The organism is Streptomyces sp. SYP-A7185, from assembly GCF_046103685.1.
Classification (GTDB): domain Bacteria; phylum Actinomycetota; class Actinomycetes; order Streptomycetales; family Streptomycetaceae; genus Streptomyces.
Window position 1 is genome coordinate 5,398,657 of sequence record NZ_CP122310.1, and the last position, 21,428, is coordinate 5,420,084.

The 21,428-nt window shown below is 69.0% G+C and carries 23 protein-coding genes; 16 read left to right on the top strand and 7 right to left on the bottom strand.

The window, feature by feature from the left end:
* Window positions 1–15 precede the first annotated feature (15 nt).
* On the bottom strand, window positions 16–456 hold the full coding sequence (locus tag QBL25_RS23705; RefSeq protein ID WP_409062750.1) for a hypothetical protein: 441 nt from the start codon (window positions 454–456) through the stop codon (window positions 16–18).
* A 324-nt stretch (window positions 457–780) separates the two neighbouring features.
* On the opposite strand from QBL25_RS23705, the gene hemL reads away from it, so the two are divergent.
* The 7 genes from hemL (at window position 781) to ccsB (ending at window position 8,595) form a co-directional block, all read left to right on the top strand.
* Entirely contained in the window at window positions 781–2,118 is a 1,338-nt protein-coding gene (hemL, locus tag QBL25_RS23710; protein WP_409062751.1) for a glutamate-1-semialdehyde 2,1-aminomutase, read from the top strand.
* Window positions 2,115–2,798: a histidine phosphatase family protein gene (locus QBL25_RS23715; protein WP_409059018.1), complete on the top strand. Its 684-nt coding sequence runs from the start codon at window positions 2,115–2,117 to the stop codon at window positions 2,796–2,798. The genes hemL and QBL25_RS23715 overlap by 4 nt, the downstream gene beginning before the upstream one ends.
* A gap of 193 nt (window positions 2,799–2,991) precedes the next feature.
* Window positions 2,992–4,230, top strand: a complete 1,239-nt coding sequence (locus tag QBL25_RS23720; RefSeq protein WP_409059019.1) for a hypothetical protein — start codon at window positions 2,992–2,994, stop codon at window positions 4,228–4,230.
* A 66-nt stretch (window positions 4,231–4,296) separates the two neighbouring features.
* The gene (locus QBL25_RS23725) at window positions 4,297–4,926 is read left to right on the top strand and encodes a TlpA family protein disulfide reductase (RefSeq protein ID WP_409059020.1); all 630 of its coding nucleotides are present in this window, start codon (window positions 4,297–4,299) and stop codon (window positions 4,924–4,926) included.
* Window positions 4,927–4,936: 10 nt separating this feature from the next.
* Window positions 4,937–5,701 (top strand): cytochrome c biogenesis CcdA family protein, encoded by a 765-nt coding sequence (locus tag QBL25_RS23730; protein WP_409059021.1) that lies wholly within the window; start codon window positions 4,937–4,939, stop codon window positions 5,699–5,701.
* A gap of 3 nt (window positions 5,702–5,704) precedes the next feature.
* On the top strand, window positions 5,705–7,492 hold the full coding sequence (locus tag QBL25_RS23735; RefSeq protein ID WP_409059022.1) for a cytochrome c biogenesis protein ResB: 1,788 nt from the start codon (window positions 5,705–5,707) through the stop codon (window positions 7,490–7,492).
* Window positions 7,489–8,595 (top strand): c-type cytochrome biogenesis protein CcsB, encoded by a 1,107-nt coding sequence (ccsB, locus tag QBL25_RS23740; RefSeq protein ID WP_409059023.1) that lies wholly within the window; start codon window positions 7,489–7,491, stop codon window positions 8,593–8,595. Before QBL25_RS23735 ends, ccsB begins: the two co-directional genes overlap by 4 nt.
* Before the next feature lie 43 nt (window positions 8,596–8,638).
* Here the strand turns inward: ccsB and QBL25_RS23745 are convergent, their stop codons facing one another.
* Complete coding sequence (locus QBL25_RS23745) at window positions 8,639–9,100, bottom strand: nucleoside deaminase (RefSeq protein WP_409062752.1); 462 nt, start codon at window positions 9,098–9,100, stop codon at window positions 8,639–8,641.
* A gap of 129 nt (window positions 9,101–9,229) precedes the next feature.
* On the opposite strand from QBL25_RS23745, the gene QBL25_RS23750 reads away from it, so the two are divergent.
* Window positions 9,230–10,156 carry a DMT family transporter gene (locus QBL25_RS23750; protein ID WP_409059024.1) on the top strand — a complete coding sequence of 309 codons (927 nt, stop codon included), beginning with the start codon at window positions 9,230–9,232 and terminating at the stop codon, window positions 10,154–10,156.
* Here QBL25_RS23750 and QBL25_RS23755 read toward each other — a convergent pair.
* Window positions 10,089–11,012: a LysR family transcriptional regulator gene (locus QBL25_RS23755; RefSeq protein ID WP_409062753.1), complete on the bottom strand. Its 924-nt coding sequence runs from the start codon at window positions 11,010–11,012 to the stop codon at window positions 10,089–10,091. The two genes, QBL25_RS23750 and QBL25_RS23755, sit on opposite strands and share 68 nt — an antisense overlap.
* A 2-nt stretch (window positions 11,013–11,014) precedes the next feature.
* Window positions 11,015–11,350, bottom strand: coding sequence for a PLD nuclease N-terminal domain-containing protein (locus QBL25_RS23760; protein ID WP_409059025.1), 336 nt, complete (start codon window positions 11,348–11,350; stop codon window positions 11,015–11,017).
* Between the two features lie 89 nt (window positions 11,351–11,439).
* Here QBL25_RS23760 and QBL25_RS23765 point away from each other — a divergent pair, with 89 nt between their 5' ends.
* From QBL25_RS23765 to QBL25_RS23775, 3 genes are read left to right on the top strand one after another with little or no spacing between them, the layout of a single operon-like run.
* Window positions 11,440–12,897: a menaquinone biosynthesis decarboxylase gene (locus QBL25_RS23765; protein WP_409059026.1), complete on the top strand. Its 1,458-nt coding sequence runs from the start codon at window positions 11,440–11,442 to the stop codon at window positions 12,895–12,897.
* A 2-nt stretch (window positions 12,898–12,899) separates the two neighbouring features.
* Window positions 12,900–13,823, top strand: coding sequence for a menaquinone biosynthesis prenyltransferase MqnP (gene mqnP / locus QBL25_RS23770; RefSeq protein ID WP_409059027.1), 924 nt, complete (start codon window positions 12,900–12,902; stop codon window positions 13,821–13,823).
* A 9-nt stretch (window positions 13,824–13,832) separates the two neighbouring features.
* Window positions 13,833–14,513 carry a UbiX family flavin prenyltransferase gene (locus QBL25_RS23775; protein WP_409059028.1) on the top strand — a complete coding sequence of 227 codons (681 nt, stop codon included), beginning with the start codon at window positions 13,833–13,835 and terminating at the stop codon, window positions 14,511–14,513.
* Here QBL25_RS23775 and QBL25_RS23780 read toward each other — a convergent pair.
* The gene (locus QBL25_RS23780; RefSeq protein WP_409062975.1) at window positions 14,510–14,653 is read right to left on the bottom strand and encodes a hypothetical protein; all 144 of its coding nucleotides are present in this window, start codon (window positions 14,651–14,653) and stop codon (window positions 14,510–14,512) included. The two genes, QBL25_RS23775 and QBL25_RS23780, sit on opposite strands and share 4 nt — an antisense overlap.
* 134 nt (window positions 14,654–14,787) lie before the next feature.
* On the opposite strand from QBL25_RS23780, the gene QBL25_RS23785 reads away from it, so the two are divergent.
* From QBL25_RS23785 to QBL25_RS23805, 5 genes are all read left to right on the top strand, one after another.
* The gene (locus tag QBL25_RS23785) at window positions 14,788–15,243 is read left to right on the top strand and encodes an Lrp/AsnC family transcriptional regulator (protein WP_351174121.1); all 456 of its coding nucleotides are present in this window, start codon (window positions 14,788–14,790) and stop codon (window positions 15,241–15,243) included.
* 60 nt (window positions 15,244–15,303) lie between these two features.
* Window positions 15,304–16,467, top strand: coding sequence for an aminofutalosine synthase MqnE (mqnE, locus tag QBL25_RS23790; protein WP_409059029.1), 1,164 nt, complete (start codon window positions 15,304–15,306; stop codon window positions 16,465–16,467).
* 157 nt (window positions 16,468–16,624) lie between these two features.
* Window positions 16,625–17,149 (top strand): GNAT family N-acetyltransferase, encoded by a 525-nt coding sequence (locus tag QBL25_RS23795; RefSeq protein ID WP_409059030.1) that lies wholly within the window; start codon window positions 16,625–16,627, stop codon window positions 17,147–17,149.
* Window positions 17,150–17,243: 94 nt separating this feature from the next.
* Window positions 17,244–17,537 carry a DUF4229 domain-containing protein gene (locus QBL25_RS23800; RefSeq protein WP_409059031.1) on the top strand — a complete coding sequence of 98 codons (294 nt, stop codon included), beginning with the start codon at window positions 17,244–17,246 and terminating at the stop codon, window positions 17,535–17,537.
* A gap of 456 nt (window positions 17,538–17,993) precedes the next feature.
* Window positions 17,994–19,373, top strand: coding sequence for a dicarboxylate/amino acid:cation symporter (locus QBL25_RS23805; RefSeq protein ID WP_409059032.1), 1,380 nt, complete (start codon window positions 17,994–17,996; stop codon window positions 19,371–19,373).
* A 96-nt stretch (window positions 19,374–19,469) separates the two neighbouring features.
* Here the strand turns inward: QBL25_RS23805 and QBL25_RS23810 are convergent, their stop codons facing one another.
* Window positions 19,470–20,261, bottom strand: a complete 792-nt coding sequence (locus QBL25_RS23810) for an ABC transporter permease (RefSeq protein ID WP_409059033.1) — start codon at window positions 20,259–20,261, stop codon at window positions 19,470–19,472.
* Window positions 20,258–21,271, bottom strand: coding sequence for an ATP-binding cassette domain-containing protein (locus QBL25_RS23815; RefSeq protein ID WP_409059034.1), 1,014 nt, complete (start codon window positions 21,269–21,271; stop codon window positions 20,258–20,260). Before QBL25_RS23815 ends, QBL25_RS23810 begins: the two co-directional genes overlap by 4 nt.
* Window positions 21,272–21,428 lie beyond the last annotated feature (157 nt).

Below are 21,428 nucleotides of genomic sequence, written 5' to 3' on the forward strand. Positions count from 1 at the left end.
GTGCGCGACTTCAGCTCACGGCCACACCAAGCAATAAGCCTGGTGGCCCGCGTCGTGCAGGCGGTGGCTGAAGTCCTGCCATTCGTGCAGCAATTGGTAGACGTTGAAGGCGTCGCGCGGGCCGCCTCGGTCGGGGACCGTGGACCAGATGAACGCCGCGGCGCCGACCGACTCCTCGCCGATGCCGCGCAGGGGGTCGACGACCGTCATGGGGAGCTTCACCACGGCGTAGTCGGGGTGAAGGACGACCAGTTCGAGCGGGGGCACCTTCGACAGGGGTATGCCCTCGATGCCGGTCAGGACCATCGCGGCCACCGTCTCCGGCTTGATCTTCGTGAACATGCCGCCCATGCCGAGCTCGTCGCCGCCGAGCTCCTCGGGACGCATCGAGATGGGCACACGGGCGGCGGTCGCGCCGTCCGGGGCTCCGAAGTACTTGTAGGTCACCCCGCCCACCCGGCCACTCCTGCTTCCCGCCCGGTCATGCTCGGTCTCGCCGCCCCGCGCCAAGGCCTCAGCCTCGGCCGCTTCCGCCTCGCGCCGGTGCTTGCCGATCCGCCGGGCACGCCGGGGGCCCAGGCCGTCGGTCCCCTCGCCCAGTCCGCCACCGCGATGCATATCTCCACCCGACTGCTTCTTCAGGGCGCCCGCCCCTGCTTTTCTAGGCCTCGCGGGCCCCGCCGCGCAACCCGATCATCGTGTCAGTGACCTCCCCCACGGTCACCGGCTAAAACGTGGAGTGAAACACCTGTCCGCAGGATGTCCGAAGCCTCTGACACCATGGTTCATGTGAGCTTCCCGTATAGCGCCCCAGTTTCGCAGACTCTCTTCGACCGTGCGGCGGCCGTGACGCCCGGTGGTGTGAACTCTCCCGTGCGCGCTTTCCGCGCTGTGGGCGGAACGCCCCGCTTCATGGTGTCCGGTACCGGTCCGTACCTCACGGACGCCGACGGCCGTGAGTACGTCGACCTCGTCTGCTCGTGGGGGCCGATGATCCTCGGCCACTCCCACCCCGACGTGATCGCCGCCGTCCAGGAGGCCGTCGCGCGCGGCACGTCCTTCGGCACGCCCGGCGAGGGCGAGGTCGCGCTCGCCGAGGAGATCGTCGCGCGCGTCGCGCCCGTCGAGCAGGTGCGCCTGGTCTCCAGCGGCACCGAGGCGACGATGTCCGCGATCCGCCTCGCCCGCGGGTTCACCGGCCGAGCCAAGATCATCAAGTTCGCCGGGTGCTACCACGGCCACGTGGACGCGCTGCTCGCCGCGGCCGGCTCCGGGCTCGCCACCTTCGGGCTGCCGGACACCCCGGGCGTGACCGGCGCCCAGGCGGGCGACACCATCGTCGTCCCGTACAACGACCTGGACGCCGTGCGGGCCGCCTTCGCCGCGAACGCCGGCGAGATCGCCTGTGTGATCACGGAGGCCTCGCCGGGCAACATGGGCGTCGTGCCGCCGCGCGACGGCTTCAACCAGGGCCTTGCGGACCTGTGCCGGGAGAACGGCGCGCTGTACATCTCGGACGAGGTGATGACCGGCTTCCGTACGTCGAAGGCAGGTTGGTTCGGCGTCGACGGCGTGCGCCCCGATCTGCTGACCTTCGGCAAGGTCATGGGCGGCGGCTTCCCGGCCGCCGCTTTCGGTGGCCGGGCCGACGTCATGGCGCACCTCGCCCCGGTCGGCCCCGTCTACCAGGCGGGCACGCTCTCCGGTAACCCGGTCGCGACGGCCGCGGGCCTCGCCCAGCTCCGCCTCCTGGACGATGCGGCGTACGACAAGGTCGACGCCGTCTCCGAGCAGCTGCGCGGCCTGGTCACCGAGGCGCTCTCCAAGGAGGGCGTCGCACACCGCCTCCAGAACGCGTCGAACATGTTCTCCGTCTTCTTCACCGACGCCGAGGTGCGGAACTACGACGACGCGAAGACCCAGGAGTCGTTCCGCTTCACCGCGTTCTTCCACTCGATGCTGTCGCAGGGCGTGTATCTCCCGCCGTCGGCCTTCGAGTCCTGGTTCGTGTCGACCGCTCACGACGAGCGGGCGATCGAGAAGATCGCCGCCGCCCTGCCTTCGGCGGCGCGCGCGGCCGCCGAAGCCACTGAATCCACCACGGAGGCCACCGCATGAGCGCGGGCAGCGAGCTCACCGTCGTCCACTTGATGCGCCACGGGGAGGTGGAGAACCCGGACGGGATCCTTTACGGGCGCCTGCCCGACTACCACCTCTCCGAGCTGGGACGGCAGATGGCCGACCGGGTCGCCGAGCACCTGGCCCCGCGTGACATCACGCACGTCGTGGCCTCGCCGCTGGACCGTGCGCAGGAGACGGCGACGCCGATCGCCAAGGCGCAGGGCCTGGATCTGGCGACGGACGGGCGGCTCATCGAGGCGGGCAACGTCTTCGAGGGCAAGACCTTCGGCGTCGGCGACGGCGCGCTGAAGAACCCGGAGAACTGGAAGCACCTGGTCAACCCCTTCAAGCCGTCCTGGGGCGAGCCGTACGTCGAGCAGGTCGTGCGGATGATGGGCGCCCTGGACGCGGCGAAGGACGCGGCCCGCGGGCACGAGGCGGTGTGCGTCAGCCACCAGCTGCCGATCTGGATCGTGCGGAGCTTCGTGGAGAAGCGGCGCCTGTGGCACGACCCGCGCAAGCGGCAGTGCACGCTCGCCTCGCTGACGACGTTCACGTACCGCGGCGACAAGATCGTCTCCGTGGGGTACACCGAGCCCGCGCGGGATCTCGTCCCCGCGCATCTTCTCGCGGGCGCCAAGCCCGTAAAGGGAAAGGCCAAGGCGTTCGGCGCGTAACCGACCGGCGGCGGTCCGCCGTCGATTCGTCGTCGACGTCGTGTAATTGACCGGCGACTGTATGTCCCTTCTCGGTAAAAAGCGCTAAATATGTGCTTGTTGTCGGAACCCCTTTGTTCGTCGCGCCCTCTAACGGGGCGTCCATCGTGCATGGACGCATGCAGGGCCGCAGGGCGCGACGAATGGGGATGGAATGCGCGACATCAGTCGCAGGGGAATACTCGGCCTCGGCGTCGGGACCGCGGCCGCTTGGGGACTGGCCGGCTGCGGCACGGGCGGCGGCAGTCACGCGGCCGGTTCCGGTGGCCGGGACAACGGCGGTCAGGACGGCCAGGGCGGCGACAAACCGCCGGCGAAGCCGATCGGCGACGGTTCGACCGCGTACACGGGCAAGCAGCCGCTCCAGCCGGCCAAGCCCGTGCCCTTGCAGCCGGGTGAGACGCCCCCGCAGTTCGTGGTCTTCTCCTGGGACGGCGCGGGCGAAGTGGGCAACGGCCTCTTCCCGCGATTCCTCAAGCTGGCCGAGGAGCACGACGCGCGCATGACGTTCTTCCTCTCCGGGCTTTATCTCCTGCCCGAGTCGAAGAAGCGGATGTACAAGCCGCCGAACAACGCGGTCGGCGCGTCCGACATCGGTTATCTCACCGACGGTCACATCAAGGAGACGCTGAAGTACGTCCGCCAGGCGTGGCTCGAAGGCCATGAGATCGGCACGCACTTCAACGGGCACTTCTGTACGGGCCACGGCACGGTCGCCAACTGGACGCCGGCGCAATGGCAGAGCGAAATCGACCAGGCCACGTCCTTCGTGAAGGAATGGCGGACGAATACCGGCTGGAGCGATCTGCCGTCGCTGCCTTTCGACTACGACAAGGAACTCGTCGGCGGCCGCACCCCGTGCCTCCTCGGTCAGGACAACCTGCTGCCGACGGCGAAGAAGCTCGGCTGGCGCTACGACGCCTCGTCGCCCGGCGGCCGGCAGCGCTGGCCGCGCAAGAAGCTGGGCGTGTGGGACCTGCCGCTCCAGGCGATGCCCTTCCCCGGGCACTCCTTCGAGGTCCTGTCCATGGACTACAACATCCTGGCCAACCAGTCGCAGAACTCCACGAAGGCCCCGCCGGCCAACTACCCGGGCTGGCGCAAGCAGGCCACCGAGTCCTACGTCGCCGGATTCAAGCGCGCCTACGAGACCAACCGCGCGCCGTTCTTCATCGGCAACCACTTCGAGGAGTGGAACGGCGGCATCTACATGGACGCCGTCGAGGAGGCCTTCAAGCACATGGCCGGGAAGAAGGACGTGCGTCTCGTCTCCTTCCGGCAGTTCGTGGACTGGCTCGACGTCCAGGACCCCAAGGTCCTCGCCGAGCTCCAGGGCCTGGAGGTGGGCCAGGAACCCACCGGTGGCTGGAAGGGCCTCGGCAAGGCCGTCTGAAAGGGGACTTTCCGGAACCCCGGGGGGTGCGGAAGATCCCCGAAACAGACATGCGAAACTTTTCACATGAGTGCCGCCTGCAGCGCCCCCCGGAGCACGAAGAGCAGCCGTAACCGCAGCCGCGCCGCCCTGCTGGGCGCTGGAGCCGCGGTCGCCGCGCTGACCCTGTCGGCGTGCGGCTCGGGCGGCACCTCCGGTGGCTCGGGCAACACCAACTTCGTCACCGGCTCCGACGGCATCGCCACGGCCGGCAAGGGCGACCGCCAGGACGGGCCCAAGCTGGAGGGCGAGACCCTCACCGGCAAGCACCTCGACGTCGACGACTACAAGGGCAAGATCGTCGTCCTGAACGTCTGGGGCTCCTGGTGCTCGCCCTGCCGGGCCGAGGCCCCGAACTTCGCGAAGGTCTCCGAGGAGACCAAGGACAAGGGCGTGCAGTTCATCGGGATCAACACCCGGGACCCGCAGAAGGACCCGGCGCTCGCGTTCGAGAAGGAGTGGAAGATCTCCTACCCGAGCCTGCACGACCCGATGGGCAAGCTCATGCTGCGCTTCCCCAAGGGCACGATGAACCCGAAGTTCATCCCCTCCACGATCATCCTCGACCGCGAGGGCAAGATCGCGGCCCGCTCGCAGCAGGCTCTCAACGAAGACAAGCTGCGCAAGATGATCGACCCGCTGATCGCGGAGAAGTGATCTTGCCGTGATGTCCACCCTCGCCGCCGTCGGCGAAGCGAACCAGACCGTCATGAACGGCGCGCTCCTCCTGGCACTGCCCGTCGCGGTCCTCGGCGGTCTCGTCTCCTTCTTCTCCCCGTGCGTCCTGCCGCTCGTGCCGGGCTATCTGTCGTACGTCACGGGCGTCGGCGGCACCGATCTGGCGGAGGCCAAGCGGGGGCGGATGGCGGCCGGGGCCGGGCTCTTCGTGCTCGGCTTCACCGCGGTCTTCGTCTCCACCGGCGCGCTGTTCGGCTATGTCGGGCAGAACCTCCAGGAGTACCAGGACGTCATCACCAAGGTGCTCGGCGTCCTGATGATCGCGCTCGGCATCTTCTTCATGGGACTCATGCCCTGGCTCTCCCAGCGGGAGTTCCGCTTCCACAAGAAGCCCGCCGCCGGACTGGCGGGCGCCCCGGTGCTCGGCGCGCTGTTCGCCGTGGGCTGGGCCCCCTGCGTGGGCCCCACGCTCACGTCCGTCAACTCCCTGGCCCTCGACCAGGGCAGCGCGGGGCGCGGGGCCATACTGAGTGTCGCGTACTGCGTGGGGCTCGGGCTGCCGTTCATCCTCGCGGCGATCGCCTTCCGCAAGGCGCTCGGCGCGTTCAGCTGGGTCAAGAAGCACTACGTCTGGGTGATGCGCATCGGCGGCATCATGATGATCGCGACCGGACTGCTGCTCGTCACCGGCGTGTGGGACAGCATCGTGCAGGAGATGCAGGTCTGGTCCAACGGCTACACGGTGGGGATCTGATCCATGAGCAAGACCGAAGCCCCTGAAGAGCAGAGCGACCTGGGCGCCGCGGGCTCCCAGCTGTCCACCGCCCCCGTCGACCGGGCGATGCCCGGCTCCTTCGGCGGCAAGCGCGCCCCCGGCGCCACGGGCTGGCTGAAGTGGACCGGCCGCGAGGCCGTCGGCTGGACGCGGTGGATGTGGCGGCAGCTGACCTCGATGCGGGTCGCGCTGCTCCTGCTGCTCCTGCTCTCGCTCGGTGCGATCCCCGGCTCGCTGATCCCGCAGACCAGCATCGACGAGCTGAAGGTCCAGGACTTCAAGACGGCCCACACGACGCTCGCGCCGATCTACGAGAAGCTCCAGCTGTTCGACGTCTACAGCTCGGTGTGGTTCTCCGCGATCTACATCCTGCTCTTCGTCTCCCTCATCGGCTGCATCGTGCCCCGCACCTGGCAGTTCGTCGGCCAGCTGCGCGGCCGTCCGCCGGGTGCGCCCAAGCGGCTCGACCGGCTGCCCGCGTACACCACGTGGCGCACCGGGGCCGAGCCCGAGGAGGTCCACGAGGCGGCGCTCGGCCTGCTGAAGGGGCGCCGCTTCCGGGCGGACCTCACGGCGGGCAAGGGGGCCGCGGGAGCGTCCGTCGCCGCGGAGAAGGGCTACCTGCGGGAGGCGGGCAACCTCTTCTTCCACATCTCGCTGATCGTGCTCCTGGTGGCGTTCGCCGTCGGCGCGCTGTTCAAGTCCGAGGGCGGCAAGCTCGTCGTCCAGGGCGACGGGTTCTCCAACACCCTCACGCAGTACGACAACTTCAAGTCGGGCAACCTCTTCGACACCGACGACCTGGCGCCGTTCAGCTTCAAGCTGGACAGCTTCGAGTCGACCTTCGAGCGGAAGGGCCCCGAGAAGGGGACCGCCCGCACCTACCGGGCGAACGTCACCTACAGCGAGGGCGTCGACGGACCGGAGAAGAAGACGTCGATCGAGGTCAACAAGCCGCTCGAGGTCGACGGCTCGAAGGTCTACCTGATCGGCCAGGGCTACGCCCCGACCGTCACCGTCCGCGACGGCAAGGGCAAGGTCGTCTCCCGGATGTCCGTGCCCCTGCTGCCCATCGACAGCAACGGCACGGCCACCGGCGCCGTGAAGGTGCTGGACGGCTACCGCGACAAGAACGGCAAGAAGGAGCAGCTGGGCTTCAACGCCTTCTTCGTGCCGACGTTCGCGGGCGAGGGCCAGGGCCAGATGTTCTCCCAGTTCCCCGCACTGGACTACCCCGTGCTCGCGCTGTCCGCGTACCACGGGAGCCTCGGCGTGGACTCCGGGCTGCCGCAGAACGTCTACCAGCTGGACACCAGCAAGATGACGAAGTTCAAGGACGCCAAGGGCGAGCTCCTCAAGCAGCGGATGCGGCCCGGCGAGACGATGAAGCTGCCCGACGGCGCCGGCTCGATCACCTTCGAGAAGGACATCAAGCGCTGGGCGACCTTCCAGATCAGCCAGCAGCCCGGCAGCATGTGGGCGCTCGTCGGGGCCATCAGCGCCATCGTCGGGCTCGCCGGGTCGCTGTTCATCCAGCGCCGCCGCGTGTGGGTGCGGGCCGTCCGGGGCGCCGACGGCGTCACCGTCGTCGAGATGGCCGGGCTCGGCCGCAGCGAGTCCGCCAAGCTGCCCGAGGAGCTGGGCGACCTGGCCGCGCACCTGCACGAGAAGGCGCCGAGCGCGCCCGAACCAGACCATGCCGATCATGCTGATGCCGAGCATGGCGACTCCACCCCCCAAGATGTTCCTGCCGAAGGGGCTGAGAAGTGAATCTCGCCACCACCCTCGCCGCCGAACCGAACGAGAACCTCGCGCACATCAGCAATGTGCTGGTCTACTCCGCGATGGCCGTCTATCTCCTTGCCTTCTTCGCGCACATGGCGGAGTGGATCTTCGGCAGCCGCAGCAAGGTCGGCCGCACGGCCGCCGCGCTGACCCCCGGGACCGAGGCCGCCGCCAAGGCGCCCGCCGTCACCGTCAAGGCCAAGGGCGGCACCACCGTCCTGGACCGCCCCGCGTCGGCCCCCAAGGTCGTCACCCGGTCCGTCACCGGCACCCGTGACGTGCCGGACGGGCCCGGGGCCTCCGCCGGGGACGAGAAGGGGGACCTCTACGGCCGTATCGCCGTGTCCCTGACCGTGCTCGCGTTCCTCGTGGAGTTCGGCGGTGTGCTCACCCGCGCCCTGTCGGTGCAGCGGGCGCCGTGGGGCAACATGTACGAGTTCAACCTGACCTTCTCCACCATGGCCGTCGGGGTGTACCTCGTGCTCATGGCGCTGAAGAAGAACGTCGGCTGGCTCGGCCTTCCACTGATCACCACGGTCCTCCTCGACCTCGGTCTCGCCGTCACTGTCTTGTACACCGCCAGCGACCAGTTGGTTCCCGCCCTCCACTCGTACTGGCTGTGGATCCACGTCTCCACCGCGATCTTCTGCGGCGCCGTCTTCTACGTGGGCGCGGTCTCGACGATCCTGTACCTCTTCCGCGACTCGTACGAGAACAAGCTGGCCGGCGGCGGCAAGCCCGGCCGTTTCGCCTCCTCGGTCCTGGAGCGGCTCCCGGCCGCCGCCACGCTCGACAAGTTCTCCTACCGCGTGAACGCCGCCGTCTTCCCGCTGTGGACGTTCACGATCATCGCGGGCGCGATCTGGGCGGGCGACGCGTGGGGCCGCTACTGGGGCTGGGACCCCAAGGAGGTCTGGTCCTTCATCACCTGGGTCGCCTACGCCTGCTACCTCCACGCGCGCGCGACCGCGGGCTGGAAGGGCCGCAAGGCCGCCTACCTGGCCCTCATCGCCTTCGGCTGCTGGCTGTTCAACTACTACGGCGTGAACATCTTCGTCACCGGCAAGCACTCCTACGCGGGCGTCTGAGCCCGAGCCCTCGTGGCCACCCCGGCGGACTTCCCCGGGGCGGCTACGAGGGCCCGTCGAGACCGATGTCCTCGTGCCACAGCCGCGGGTGGGCGGTGACGAACTCCCGCATCCGCGCCGCGCACGCCGGGTCGTCCAGGATCACGATCTCCACGCCGTGCTCCGCGAGCCAGTCGTGGCCGCCCTGGAACGTCCGCGCCTCGCCCACGATCACCCGCGAGATCCCGAACTGCCGGACCAGACCGCTGCAGTACCAGCACGGGGACAGGGTCGTCACCATCGTCGTCCCGCGGTACGTGCGCTGCCGCCCCGCGGCCCGGAACGCCGCCGTCTCCGCGTGCAGGGACGGATCGCCCTCCTGGACACGTCGGTTGCGCCCGCGCCCCAGCAGCGCCCCGTCCGCGCCGTAGAGCGCCGCCCCGACCGGTACGCCGCCCTCCGCGAGGCCCTGCCGCGCCTCGTCGGCGGCGGTCGCGAGCCACGCGCGAGCCTGCTCCTGGTCCATGTCCATGTCCATGTGCGCACCTCTCGTCCGGGCCTCGACCAGGGCCATCGTCCCTGCCGATGACCCCATCGGCAGGACGCCCCACTGGCTCGTGGACCCGCGCATACGTCCGCTCGTAGCTTCTTGGGCATGACCTCAGAGAACAAGGGCACGGCCCAACTCACCGCCGCGATGACGCTCTCCGGCACGCTCGGCATCTTCGTCGTCGAGTCCGGCGCCTCGGCCTTCAACGTCGTCTTCTTCCGCGTGCTCTTCGGCGCCCTCGCCCTGGGGGCCTACGCCTTCGCCCGCGGCTATTTCCGCGACCACGGCCTCACCCCGAAGAAGCTCGGCCTGGCCGCGCTCGGCGGGGCGTTCATCGTCTTCAACTGGGTGTTCCTGTTCAAGGCGTACGAGGCGACCTCGATCTCCCTGGCCACCGTCGTCTACCACACGCAGCCGTTCCTGCTGGTGCTGCTCAGCGCGGTCATCTTCCGCGAGCGGCTCACGAGGCACCAGCTGATGTGGCTGGCGACCGCCTTCGCCGGGCTCGTCCTCGTCTCCGGGGTGCGCCCCGGCGACCTCGGCTCCCTCGCCGGCATCGGCCTCGCGCTCGTGGCCGCGCTGCTCTACGGCCTGTCCACGCTCGTCACCAAGCGCATCACCGGCGTACGCCCGCACCTCATCGCCCTGGTCCAGGTCGTCGTCGGCATCCCGCTGCTGCTGCCCTTCGCGGACTTCGGCGCGATGAGCGGAACGGGCGCCGGCTGGGCCTGGCTCGTGGGACTCGGCGTCATCCACACCGGCCTGATGTACGTCCTGATGTACGCGGCGTACGCCAAGCTGCCCACCGCCAAGATCGCCGTACTGGCCTTCACCTACCCGGCGGTCGCGATGGTCGCCGACTGGGCCGTCTACGGGCACCACATCGGACTCGTCCAGGCGCTCGGCGTACCGCTGATCGTCCTGGCCAGCCTGAAGGTCAACCGGGCCGGGCAGGCCAAAGTGATCACTGGTTCGCGGTCGTCCGCGACTCCGCTGCCTGCTCCCGCACCAGCCGTACCGACTGCTCGATGAAGAGCCGCACATGAGCCGGAAGCCGCTTGCCCGCCCGCCACGCCAGCTGCGTGTGCAGGACGAAGGGCGGCTCCCACGGCAGCGCGAGGAGCACACCCGAGGTCAGCTCCTCGCGCACCGCCATCCGCGGCAGCAGCGCCACCCCGAGGCCACCGGCGACTCCTCGCTTGGTGGCCTCGATCGTGCCGAACTCCATGAAGGGCGGCGGGGCGCCGTTGCGTACCCGCAGCTCGTCCTCGAACAGATCCCGGTAGGGGCAGCCGGGCTCCGTGCCGACCAGCTGCACCGCCGCCAGATCGCCGGTGGCGAGCGAGTCCCCGCCGTGCCCGGCCAGCGGATGCGTCGGCGCGCAGACCAGGACCAGCGGCTCCTCGGCGAGGACCTCGGTCTCCAGGCCCGCGTGCTCGGTCTCCCGCTCCATCAGGAACCCGACGTCGTACGTCCCCTGCCGCAGCGCCTGGCGGGTCTCGTCGCCCAGCGTGGGGCGCAGCGAGAGCTGCACCTTGGGGTAGCGGTGGTGGAAGAGTTCGAGCAGCGGGGGCAGCCGGTAGGACGTCAGGGACTCCATCGTGCCGACCGCGATGGCACCGCTCGGCTCTCCGGCGTCGACGACCGCGGCCCGCGCCTCGTCCGTCAGCTCGATGATCTGCCGGGCGTAGGGGAGCAGGCGCTCGCCGGCCTCCGTGAGCCGGATGCGGCTGCCGAGCCGGTCGAAGAGCTCGGCGCCGAGCGAGGACTCCAGGGCGCGGATCTGGCTGGTGACGCTGGACTGGGCGTACTTCAGCTCGGCCGCGGCCTGCGTGAAGCTGAGTACCGACGCGACCTTTTCGAAGGTGACGAGCAGCCGCAGTTCCATCATCAGCTCTCCGTGCCCTTGTCCCGCTTCTTCTCGTCGGGGTCCTTGCCCGGGTCCTCGTCCCCGAGGGACTTCAGGAACTCGGGGTTGTCGTCCGGTGCCACCCACTGTCCGCCGCGCCCGGCGCGCGGGCCACCCCCCGCGGCAGGGGTCTTGCGGACCTTGCCGGTGGCGAACCAGGCGATCGGGCCGAGGAGGACTTCCCCGAAGAGCAGCACGATGATGACCCACACCACCTTCGGCAGATGCCTGATCTCCTTTTCCGGAGTGTTCAGGACATCGATGAAGGCGTAGATCCACACGGCCAGGACCAGCAGGAACGGCAGATACCTGAGCATGGTGGCGCGATTCCCCAAGCGACGAAGGAAGGGCGGCGTACGAGCCCCGGTGACGGGGCCAGGGTAGCCGGTGACCGATACTGGAACGCATGGCTTACGACGATCTTCGCTCCCTGCTCCGTGCACTGGAGCGCGAGGGCGATCTCAAGCGCATCAAGGCCGAGGTCGATCCGTATCTGGAGGTCGGCGAGATCACCGACCGCGTCCAGAAGGCCGGCGGCCCCGCGCTCCTCTTCGAGAACGTGCGCGGCTCGGCGATGCCCCTCGCGATGAACGTGTACGGCACGGACCGCCGCCTCCTGAAGGCGCTCGGCCTGAAGTCGTACGCCGAGATCAGCGACAAGATCGGCGGCCTCCTCAAGCCGGAGCTGCCGCACGGCTTCGTCGGCGTGCGCGAGGCCTTCGGGAAGCTCGGCGCGATGACGCACGTCCCGCCGAAGAAGGTGAAGTCCGACAACGCGCCCGTGCAGGAGACCGTGCTCACCGGCGACGACGTCGACCTGGAGAAGCTGCCCGCGCTCTTCACCTGGCCCGAGGACGGCGGCTCCTTCTTCAACCTGGGCCTGACCCACACCAAGGACCCGGACACCGGGGTGCGCAACCTCGGTCTGTACCGCCTCCAGCGCCACGACAAGCGCACCATCGGCATGCACTGGCAGATCCACAAGGACAGCCGCAACCACTACCAGGTGGCCGCCCGCAGGGGCGAGAAGCTCCCCGTGGCGATCGCCTTCGGCTGTCCGCCCGCCGTCACGTACGCCTCGACCGCGCCGCTGCCCGGCGACATGGACGAGTACATGCTGGCCGGGTTCATCCAGGGCAAGCGCGTGGAGATGGTCGACTGCAAGACGGTCCCGCTCCAGGTCCCGGCGCACGCCGAGGTCGTCATCGAGGGCTGGCTGGAGCCGGGCGAGATGCTGCCGGAGGGCCCCTTCGGCGACCACACCGGCTTCTACACCCCGCAGGAGCCGTTCCCCGCCCTGAAGATCGACTGCGTGACGATGCGCAAGCGTCCGCTGCTCCAGTCGATCGTCGTGGGCCGCCCGCCCACGGAGGACGGGCCCCTCGGCCGCGCCACCGAGCGGTTCTTCCTGCCGCTCCTCAAGGTGATCGTCCCGGACATCGTGGACTACCACCTGCCGGAGTCCGGCGGGTTCCACAACTGCGCGATCGTCTCGATCGACAAGAAGTACCCCAAGCACGCGCAGAAGGTCATGCACGCCATCTGGGGCGCCCACATGATGTCGCTGACCAAACTGATCGTGGTCGTGGACAAGGATTGCGACGTCCACGACCTGCACGAGGTCTCCTGGCGCGCGCTCGGCAACACCGACTACGCGCGCGACCTGACGGTGGCCGAAGGTCCCGTCGACCATCTCGACCACGCCTCCTACCAGCAGTTCTGGGGCGGCAAGGCGGGCATCGACGCGACGAAGAAGCTGCCCGAGGAGGGCTACACCCGGGACGGGGGCTGGCCGAACATGGTCGAGTCCGACCCGGAGACGGCGTCGAAGGTCGACCGCCGCTGGAAGGAGTACGGGCTCTAAAGATGAGTGCTGATTCAGCGACTCCGGAACTCTTCGGGCCCGAGCCCGCCCCGCCCGGCAAGGTCAAGGCCTTCCTGCGGCTGGTCATGATCGAGCACTCGGTGTTCGCGCTGCCCTTCGCGTACATCGCCGCGCTGACCGCGATGTTCCAGCTGGACGGGAACATCCACTGGGGCCGGCTGCTCCTGGTCACGATCTGCATGGTCGGCCTGCGCACCTTCGCCATGGCCGCCAACCGCATCATCGACCGGGAGATCGACGCCCGTAACCCGCGCACCGCGCACCGCGAGCTCGTCACGGGTGCCGTCTCGGTGAAGTCCGCCTGGACCGGCGCGCTGGTCGCGCTCGTCGTGTTCCTGGGCGCCGCGGCCCTGCTCAACCCGCTCTGCCTGGCGCTCGCGCCCATCGCGGTGATCCCGATGGTCGTCTACCCCTACGGCAAGCGGTTCACGAACTTCCCGCAGGCCATCCTCGGTCTCGCGCAGGCCATGGGGCCGGTCGGCGCCTGGATCGCGATCACCGGCGAGTGGTCCTGGCAGGCCGTCATCCTCGGGCTCGCGGTCGGCGTCTGGATCGGCGGCTTCGACCTGATCTACGCCTGCCAGGACGTGGAGACGGACCGCGAGGTCGGCGTGAAGTCGGTGCCCGCGCGGTTCGGCATCCCCGCCGCCGTCCGGGGCGCCCGCGGCTGCCACCTCGTGACCACCGCGCTGTTCGCCTGGTACGCCGCGGACACCGGCGCGGGACCGTTCCTCTGGCTCGGACTCGTGATCGTCGCCGGAGCGTTCGTCTACGAGCACTCGATCGTGAAGCCCCACGACCTCTCGCGGCTCAACCGCGCCTTCTTCCAGGTCAACGGCTTCATCGGCATCGCCCTGTTCGTGTGCGCGCTGCTCGATCTGCTGGTGCGCGGTCTGACCGTCTAGGCTCACGGTGTGAAGCCAGGAGATACGCAGCGTAAGCCTTGGATCGTGGGGGTCTCGGGGGCATCGGGGACCCCGTATGCCGCAGCCGTGCTGCGGGCGCTGCTCGCGGCCGGGGAGAGCGTGGACCTGGTGGTCTCGCGGGCCTCGCGGCTGACGATCCTCGACGAGACGGGCATCGCCTTCCGGGACGCCCACTGGCAGGAGGATCTGCGGGAGTGGCTCGGCCGGGGCGCCGACGGCAAGCCGGAGACCTTCGACGTGCCGGTGGACGGCGTGCGGTACTGGCCGGCCGGTGATCTGGCCGCCGGTCCCTCGTCCGGGTCGTACGCGACCAAGGGGATGCTGATCGTGCCCGCGTCCACGGCCTGCGTGGCCGGGGTGGCGCTCGGGCTCTCGAAGGACCTGTTGCAGCGGTCGGCGAGCGTGACGCTCAAGGAAGGCCGCAGGCTCGTCGTCTGCGTACGGGAAACGCCCCTGAACGGGCAGACGCTGAAGCACTTGGTGACGCTGGACGAGGCGGGCGCCGTGGTGCTGCCCGCCTCTCCGGCGTTCTACGCGGGGGCGACGCACATCCAGGATCTGGTGGACTTCGTCGCCGGGCGGACGCTCGACGCGGCAGGGGTGCCGCATCGGCTGTACCGCCGGTGGAAGGGGGAGCTCGGTTCAGGCTCCGCCCCTTCGGGGGGTTAGCGCTTCTTGGCGGCGCGCCGCGTGTGGCGCGCGGCCGCCTTGGGCGGGGTGGGCTGGTGGGCACGCGAGCGGTTGGCCAGGTCCTGCAGCTCGCGCATCCGGGCGTAGGCCATCTCGATCGAGTACACGGGGTGTCTCACTCCTGAAAGATCGTCTGAACAATCGTTGTTGATCTGCTGAAATCCCGAAAGATTCACAGGGTCCAAACCCTGTTGCGCCTTAGATTCTACACATAGACTCGCGGTATCGCTGAATAATGAAAGGCATCGCACCTATGGACGCCGTGGACAGGCAGCTCATCCAGGCCCTGCGCGAGAACGGCAGGGCCTCGTACGCCGAACTGGGCCGGCTCGTCGGCCTCTCCGGCCCGAGCGTCACGGACCGGATCAACCGCCTCGAAGCGGCGGGTGTCATCACCGGCTACCGCGCGACCGTGGACTCCGCCTCGCTCGGTCTGGGCGTCATCGCCCTCATCGGCATCTCCCTCTCGGACGCCGCCGACCACGAGGACGTGGCGCGGCGCCTGAAGGACCTGCACGAGATCGAGGACTGCTGGTTCATCGCGGGCGACGACTCGTACATGCTCAAGGTCCGGGCCAGTGACGTGGACGGCCTGGAGAAGACGATCCGCCGGCTGAGCGGCACGAAGGGCGTCTCCAGGACCCGCACGACGATCGTGCTCTCCACGAAGTGGGAGAACCGGGTCGGGGAGCTGCCGGAAGAAGCGTAGGCGTACCGTGGGCGGGGCTTGACATACGCAGACATAGAGACATGGAGAGGCGGCCGGGGTATGGACGCTGGGCTCAAGCGCGAGCTGGAGGAGAAGGTCCGGGGCGGTGAGCGGCTGTCCCGCGAGGACGGCATCGCGCTCTACGAGTCGGACGATCTCGCCTGGCTCGGCGGTCTCGCCCACGAGGTGCGCACGCGCAAGAACGGCGACGTCGTGCACTTCAACGTCAACCGTCACCTCAACATGACCAACGTGTGCACCGCCTCGTGCGCCTACTGCTCGTTCCAGCGCAAGCCGGGCGAGAAGGACGCGTACACGATGCGCATCGAGGAGGCCGTCCGCCTCGCCAAGGCGATGGAGGGCGAGAACCTCACCGAGCTGCACATCGTCAACGGCCTGCACCCGAACCTGCCGTGGCGCTACTACCCGCGTTCGCTGAGCGAGCTCAAGAAGGCGCTCCCGGACGTGTCCCTGAAGGCGTTCACGGCCACGGAGATCCACCACTTCGAGACGATCTCGGGCATGTCGGCCTCCGACATCCTCGACGAGCTCATCGAGGCGGGCCTGGAGTCCCTGACCGGCGGCGGCGCGGAGATCTTCGACTGGGAGGTCCGCCAGCACATCGTGGACCACCGCACCCACTGGGAGGACTGGTCGCGCATCCACCGGCTCGCGCACGAGAAGGGTCTCAAGACCCCGTGCACGATGCTGTACGGCCACATCGAGGAGCCCCGGCACCGGGTCGACCACGTGCTGCGGCTGCGCGAACTCCAGGACGAGACCGGTGGTTTCCAGGTCTTCATCCCGCTGCGCTACCAGCACGACTTCGTGGACATGAAGGACGGCAAGGTCCGCAACCGCCTCCAGGCGCGGACCACCATGGCGTCGGGCGCGGAGGCCCTGAAGACCTTCGCGGTCTCGCGGCTGCTCTTCGACAACGTCCCGCACGTCAAGGTCTTCTGGGTCATGCACGGCCTCCAGACGACGCAGCTCGCGCTCCAGCACGGCGCGGACGACATGGACGGCTCGGTCGTCGAGTACAAGATCACGCATGACGCGGACAACTTCGGTACGCCGAACAAGCTGACCCGCGACGACCTGCTCGACCTCATCCGCGAGGCGGGCTTCCGCCCCGTGGAGCGCAACACCCGCTACGAGTCGATCCGCGAGTACGAGGGACCCGACCTCTCGCTCCGGGAGACGCCGCAGGCGATGCGGGTCTGACGACCCGCTGCCCCGTACGCGGGCCCGCACGAACGCACGCACGCGCTGAGCCCCGGCCTCTCCAGGCCGGGGCTCAGCGCGTTCGCGCCGCGTGCCGTCCTGTCCGGGATGCGGAACGCGTTTGAGGCGGTGGGCCCGTAATGGTTAATCTTGCTCTATGGCACTTACCTTCCGGCTGGACCCGGAGATTGATCCCGCACTCCGCGACGGCGTCCTCGCCCTCTGGGTCGACGTGTCCAACGCCGACGGGGCGGTCGGATTCGTGCCGCCCGTCACGGTCGACGACATCCGGCCCGAGTGGCTCAAGCGCCTGACCGAGCTGAGCGACGGACGCACCCGGCTCCTCGTCGGTCACGACGAGGACGGCGCCGTCGCCGCCACCGCCTTCCTCGCGTACAACTCCCACCGCCTGATGAAGCACTGGCTCTGGCTGTACGTCGTGATGGTGCACCCCCGGCACCAGGGCAAGGGCTATGGACGCGACCTGATGGCCGCGGCGGCCGACGCCGCCCGGGGGATCGACGGCATCGAGGCGATCCGGCTGACCTGCCGGGGCGGCACCGGGGTCGACCGGTTCTACGCGTCCTGCGGATACAAGGAGGTCGGACGCGTGCCCGACGCGATCCGCGTCGCCCCCGGCGACGACCGCGACGACATCACCATGCTGCTTCCGCTCGGCTGAGGGTTCACCCCCCTGCTGGGCGCGGCCCCTCCCATGCTTCACTGGAGGGGCTCGTCCTACTCGGGCCCATTTCGGAACGGAAGAGTGGATTGACATGCTCCGCTACACGCTGATGCGCCTCGGGGTCTTCGTGGGCTGCTTTTTCGCGGTCTGGGGACTTGTCTACGCCGGGATCCTGCCGAAGGGCCTCGGGGACTCGAACCTCCTCTGGGTGCTCCTGCTCGCCCTCGTCATCTCCGCGCCCATCAGCTTCGTGGTGCTGCGCAAGGAGCGCGACCGGGCGTCGATCCAGGTCGTCGAGCGCGTCGAGCGCACCAAGGCCAACCTGGAGGCGAACCGCACCCAGGAGGACCTGGCCGACGACGCCGCCCGCGCCTCCCGGCCCTGACCCCGCGCCGTGATCGTGTCGCACTCCCGGTCCTGATCCCGCGTCTGCGGGCGCAGCCGTAAGGTTCGTCACAGGGACCCCTCGGAAAACTCGGCCCCGGTGCCGGAGCAATCGCTCCGGCACCGGGGTTTTTCGCGTCCCGGGGGTGCCTGCGCCTCTGATTGGCCTCGTCTACCTCAAACAAGACCTTTGATGTTCTCAAAGTTCAAGTGTTAACGTGTTCGACATGAAGACAGCAGCCGCGCACCGCATCGCCATGAGCGTCCCGCTCGTGGCGCGCCTGCATGTCGATCTCTGCCGCTGCATGTCCGCGGCCTGTCGTCGCCGTCGTTGAACCGCGCGAGCGACCAGCACCAAGTGACATCTGCATTGCAGCGGCGCCCTCAAGGCCGTTCCGTCTGACCCCTTCGCGGTCGCCGCTCCCTCACGTCCCCCGCCCTTACCCGGAGTGTGTCCGTGTCCGCGAACTCCCCCGTATCCCCGACCCCCGCGGTCGAGCAGCCGAAGTCCGGCTCCCGGATACCCAACTTCCTCAAGCTGCCCTTCTGGGCCCAGATCCTCGGCGGTCTGGTCCTCGGTGTCCTGCTCGGCTGGCTGGCCCGCAGCCAGGACGTGTCCTGGCTCGTCACCACCCTGGACAAGGTCGGAAGCACCTTCATCGGGCTCCTGAAGCTGGCGGTCGCCCCGCTCGTCTTCTTCGCCATCCTGGTGTCGATCACCAACCTGCGTAAGGTCAACAACGCCGCGCGGCTCGCGTCGCAGACGCTGGTCTGGTTCATGATCACGTCGCTGATCGCGGTCGTCATCGGCCTCGCGATCGGCCTCATCACGAACCCGGGCGCCGGCACCGGCCTCACCCCGAAGGACGGCTCCAAGCCGGAGACTTCGGGCTCCTGGATCGACTTCCTCACCGGCATCATCCCGACGGACGTCGTCACGCCGTTCACCGAGCTCAACGTCCTCCAGATCGTCTTCATGGCCGCCGTCGCCGGCATCGCCGTACTGAAGATCGGTGACAAGGCGCAGCCGATCCTGGACCTGAGCGAGTCCGTCCTCGCGCTGCTCCAGAAGGCCCTGTGGTGGGTCATCAAGCTCTCCCCGATCGGCACCATCGGCCTCATCGGCTTCGCCATCGCCGACTACGGCTGGGACCTGATCAGCAAGTACGCGACGTTCACCGCCGACATCTACGTCGGTTGCGCCCTGGTGATGTTCGGCGTCTACCCGCTGCTGCTCTCCACGGTCGCCAAGGTCAACCCGCTCCAGTTCTTCAAGGGCGCCTGGCCCGCGATCCAGCTGGCCTTCGTCTCGCGCTCCTCGGTCGGCACGATGCCGGTCACCCAGAAGGTCACCGAGCGCCTCGGCGTCCCGAAGGAGTACACGTCCTTCGCGGTGCCGTTCGGCGCCACCACGAAGATGGACGGCTGCGCCGCGATCTACCCGGCGATCGCCGCGATCTTCGTCGCGCAGATCTTCGACGTGCAGCTGGGCATCAAGGAGTACCTGCTCATCGCCTTCGTCTCGGTGGTCGGCTCGGCCGCCACGGCCGGTCTGACCGGTGCCACCGTCATGCTGACGCTGACCCTCTCCACGCTGGGTCTGCCGATGGAGGGCGTGGGCCTGCTGCTCGCGATCGACCCGATCCTGGACATGATGCGCACGGCCACGAACGTCGCAGGTCAGGCGGCCGTCCCGGTGATCGTCGCCGCCCGCGAGAAGATCCTCGACCGTGACGCCTACGAGAGGGCTTCGGCCTCGCCGCTCGACACGTTCGACGAGCCCGCCCCCGCCGATGAGCCCGCCGACGAGCGGCGGCCGGTGCCTGCCACCGTCTGACGTCCCCCCGCTCGTGGCGAACGTGCCCCCGTCCTCGGTCACCGACCGAGGGCGGGGGCACGTTGTCGTGCGGGGGGTGGGCACGGGGCCCGGCGGTCACTTCGGGTCGCGGTTGAAGGCCGCCTTCGACCAGAAGTAGCCGAGCACGGAGAGCGCGAGGCACCAGGCGAGGGTGAGCCAGCCGTTGTGGCCGATCTCGGTGCCGAGGAGCAGGCCGCGCAGGGTCTCGATGGTGGGGGTGAAGGGCTGGTACTCGGCGATCGGCTGGAACCAGCCCGGCATCGAGTCGACGGGGACGAAGGCGCTGGAGAACAGCGGCAGCAGGATCAGCGGCATGGCGTTGTTGCTGGCGGCCTCGGCGTTCGGGCTGACCAGACCCATGCCGACCGCGATCCAGGTCAGCGCCAGGGAGAAGAGCACGAGCAGGCCGAACGCGGCCAGCCACTCCAGGGGGCCGGCACCGGTGGAGCGGAAGCCGATGGCCACGCCGACGGCGCCCACGAAGACCACGCTCAGGACCGACTGGAGCACGCTGCCGATGACGTGCCCGATGAGCACGGACCCGCGGTGGATGGCCATGGTGCGGAAGCGGGCGATGATCCCTTCGGACATGTCCATCGAGACGGACACCGCGGTCCCGACCACGGCGCCGCCGATGGTCATCAGGAGGATGCCGGGAACGATGTAGGCGATGTACTCGGAGCGGTCCGCGCCGCCCCCGCCGATGCCCGCGCTCATCACGTCGCCGAAGAGGTAGACGAAGAGCAGGAGCAGCATGATCGGGGTGAGCAGCAGCTGAAGCGTCATGGAAGGGTAGCGCCGGGCGTGCAGGAGGTTGCGGCGCAGCATCGTGGACGAGTCGCGGACGGCGAGGGCGAGGGAGCTCATCGGGCGTTCTCCTTGTTCTGGGCGTGCTGCGCGGGGATGTCGGTGGGGCCGGTGAGGGCGAAGAAGACGTCGTCGAGGTCGGGGGTGTGGACGGTGAGTTCGTCGGCCTCGACACCGGCCGCGTCCAGCCAGTCGAGGATGGAGCGCAGCTCGCGCTGGGTGCCGTCGCTGGGGATGGTCAGGGAGAGCGCGTCGTCGTCGCGGGTGGTTCCGTCGAGGGCTGCGGCGGCTGCCTTGTAGGCGGTGGGGTCGGTGAAGCGCAGACGGATGTGGCCGCCGGGGATGAGGCGTTTGAGTTCGTCGGCGGTGCCTTCGGCGGCGATCTTGCCGTCGTTCAGGACGGCGATGCGGTCGGCCAGCTCGTCGGCTTCTTCGAGGTACTGGGTGGTGAGGAAGACGGTCACCCCGCTGGTGACCAGCTCGCGGATGATGGTCCACATGTTGTGCCGGGAGCGGGGGTCCAGGCCGGTGGTGGGCTCGTCCAGGAAGATGATGCGGGGGCTGCCGACCAGGGTCATGGCGATGTCCAGGCGGCGCTTCATGCCGCCGGAGTAGGTGGAGGCGGGCTTCTTGGCGGCCTCGGTGAGGTCGAAGCGGGCCAGGAGGTCGGCGGTGACCCGGCGGCCTTCCTGCTTGGGCAGGTGGTGCAGGTCGGCCATCAGGAGCATGTTCTCCTCGCCGGTGATCAGACCGTCGACCGCGGAGAACTGGCCGGTGACCCCGATCGCCGTCCGCACGGCCTGGGGGTGCGTGGTGAGGTCGTGGCCGCCGACCTGGGCCTGGCCCCCGTCGGCGGTGATGAGCGTGGACAGGATCTTCACGGCGGTGGTCTTGCCGGCCCCGTTCGGTCCCAGCAAGGCGAACACCGTGCCCGCCGGGATGTGCAGGTCGATGCCGTCCAGGACCGTCTTGTCGCCGTACGCCTTGCGCAGTCCGGTGGCGGAGACGGCGGTTGCGGCTGCCGGGGGAGTGCCGTCCTGGCCGGATGTGGACATGACAGATGAAGGCATGGGGTCCTCCTTATGAAGGCGGTGAGGTGGTGGGGTGGGGATGCGTCTGCGGGGCCGTTGCTCAGGCGGCGCGTGCGCCCTTGGGTGTGGGCGCTCTCAGGTAGGTGCGGTCTGAGGCGGAGGGGCTTTCGGACGAAGGGGCTCTCGGGCCTAGAAG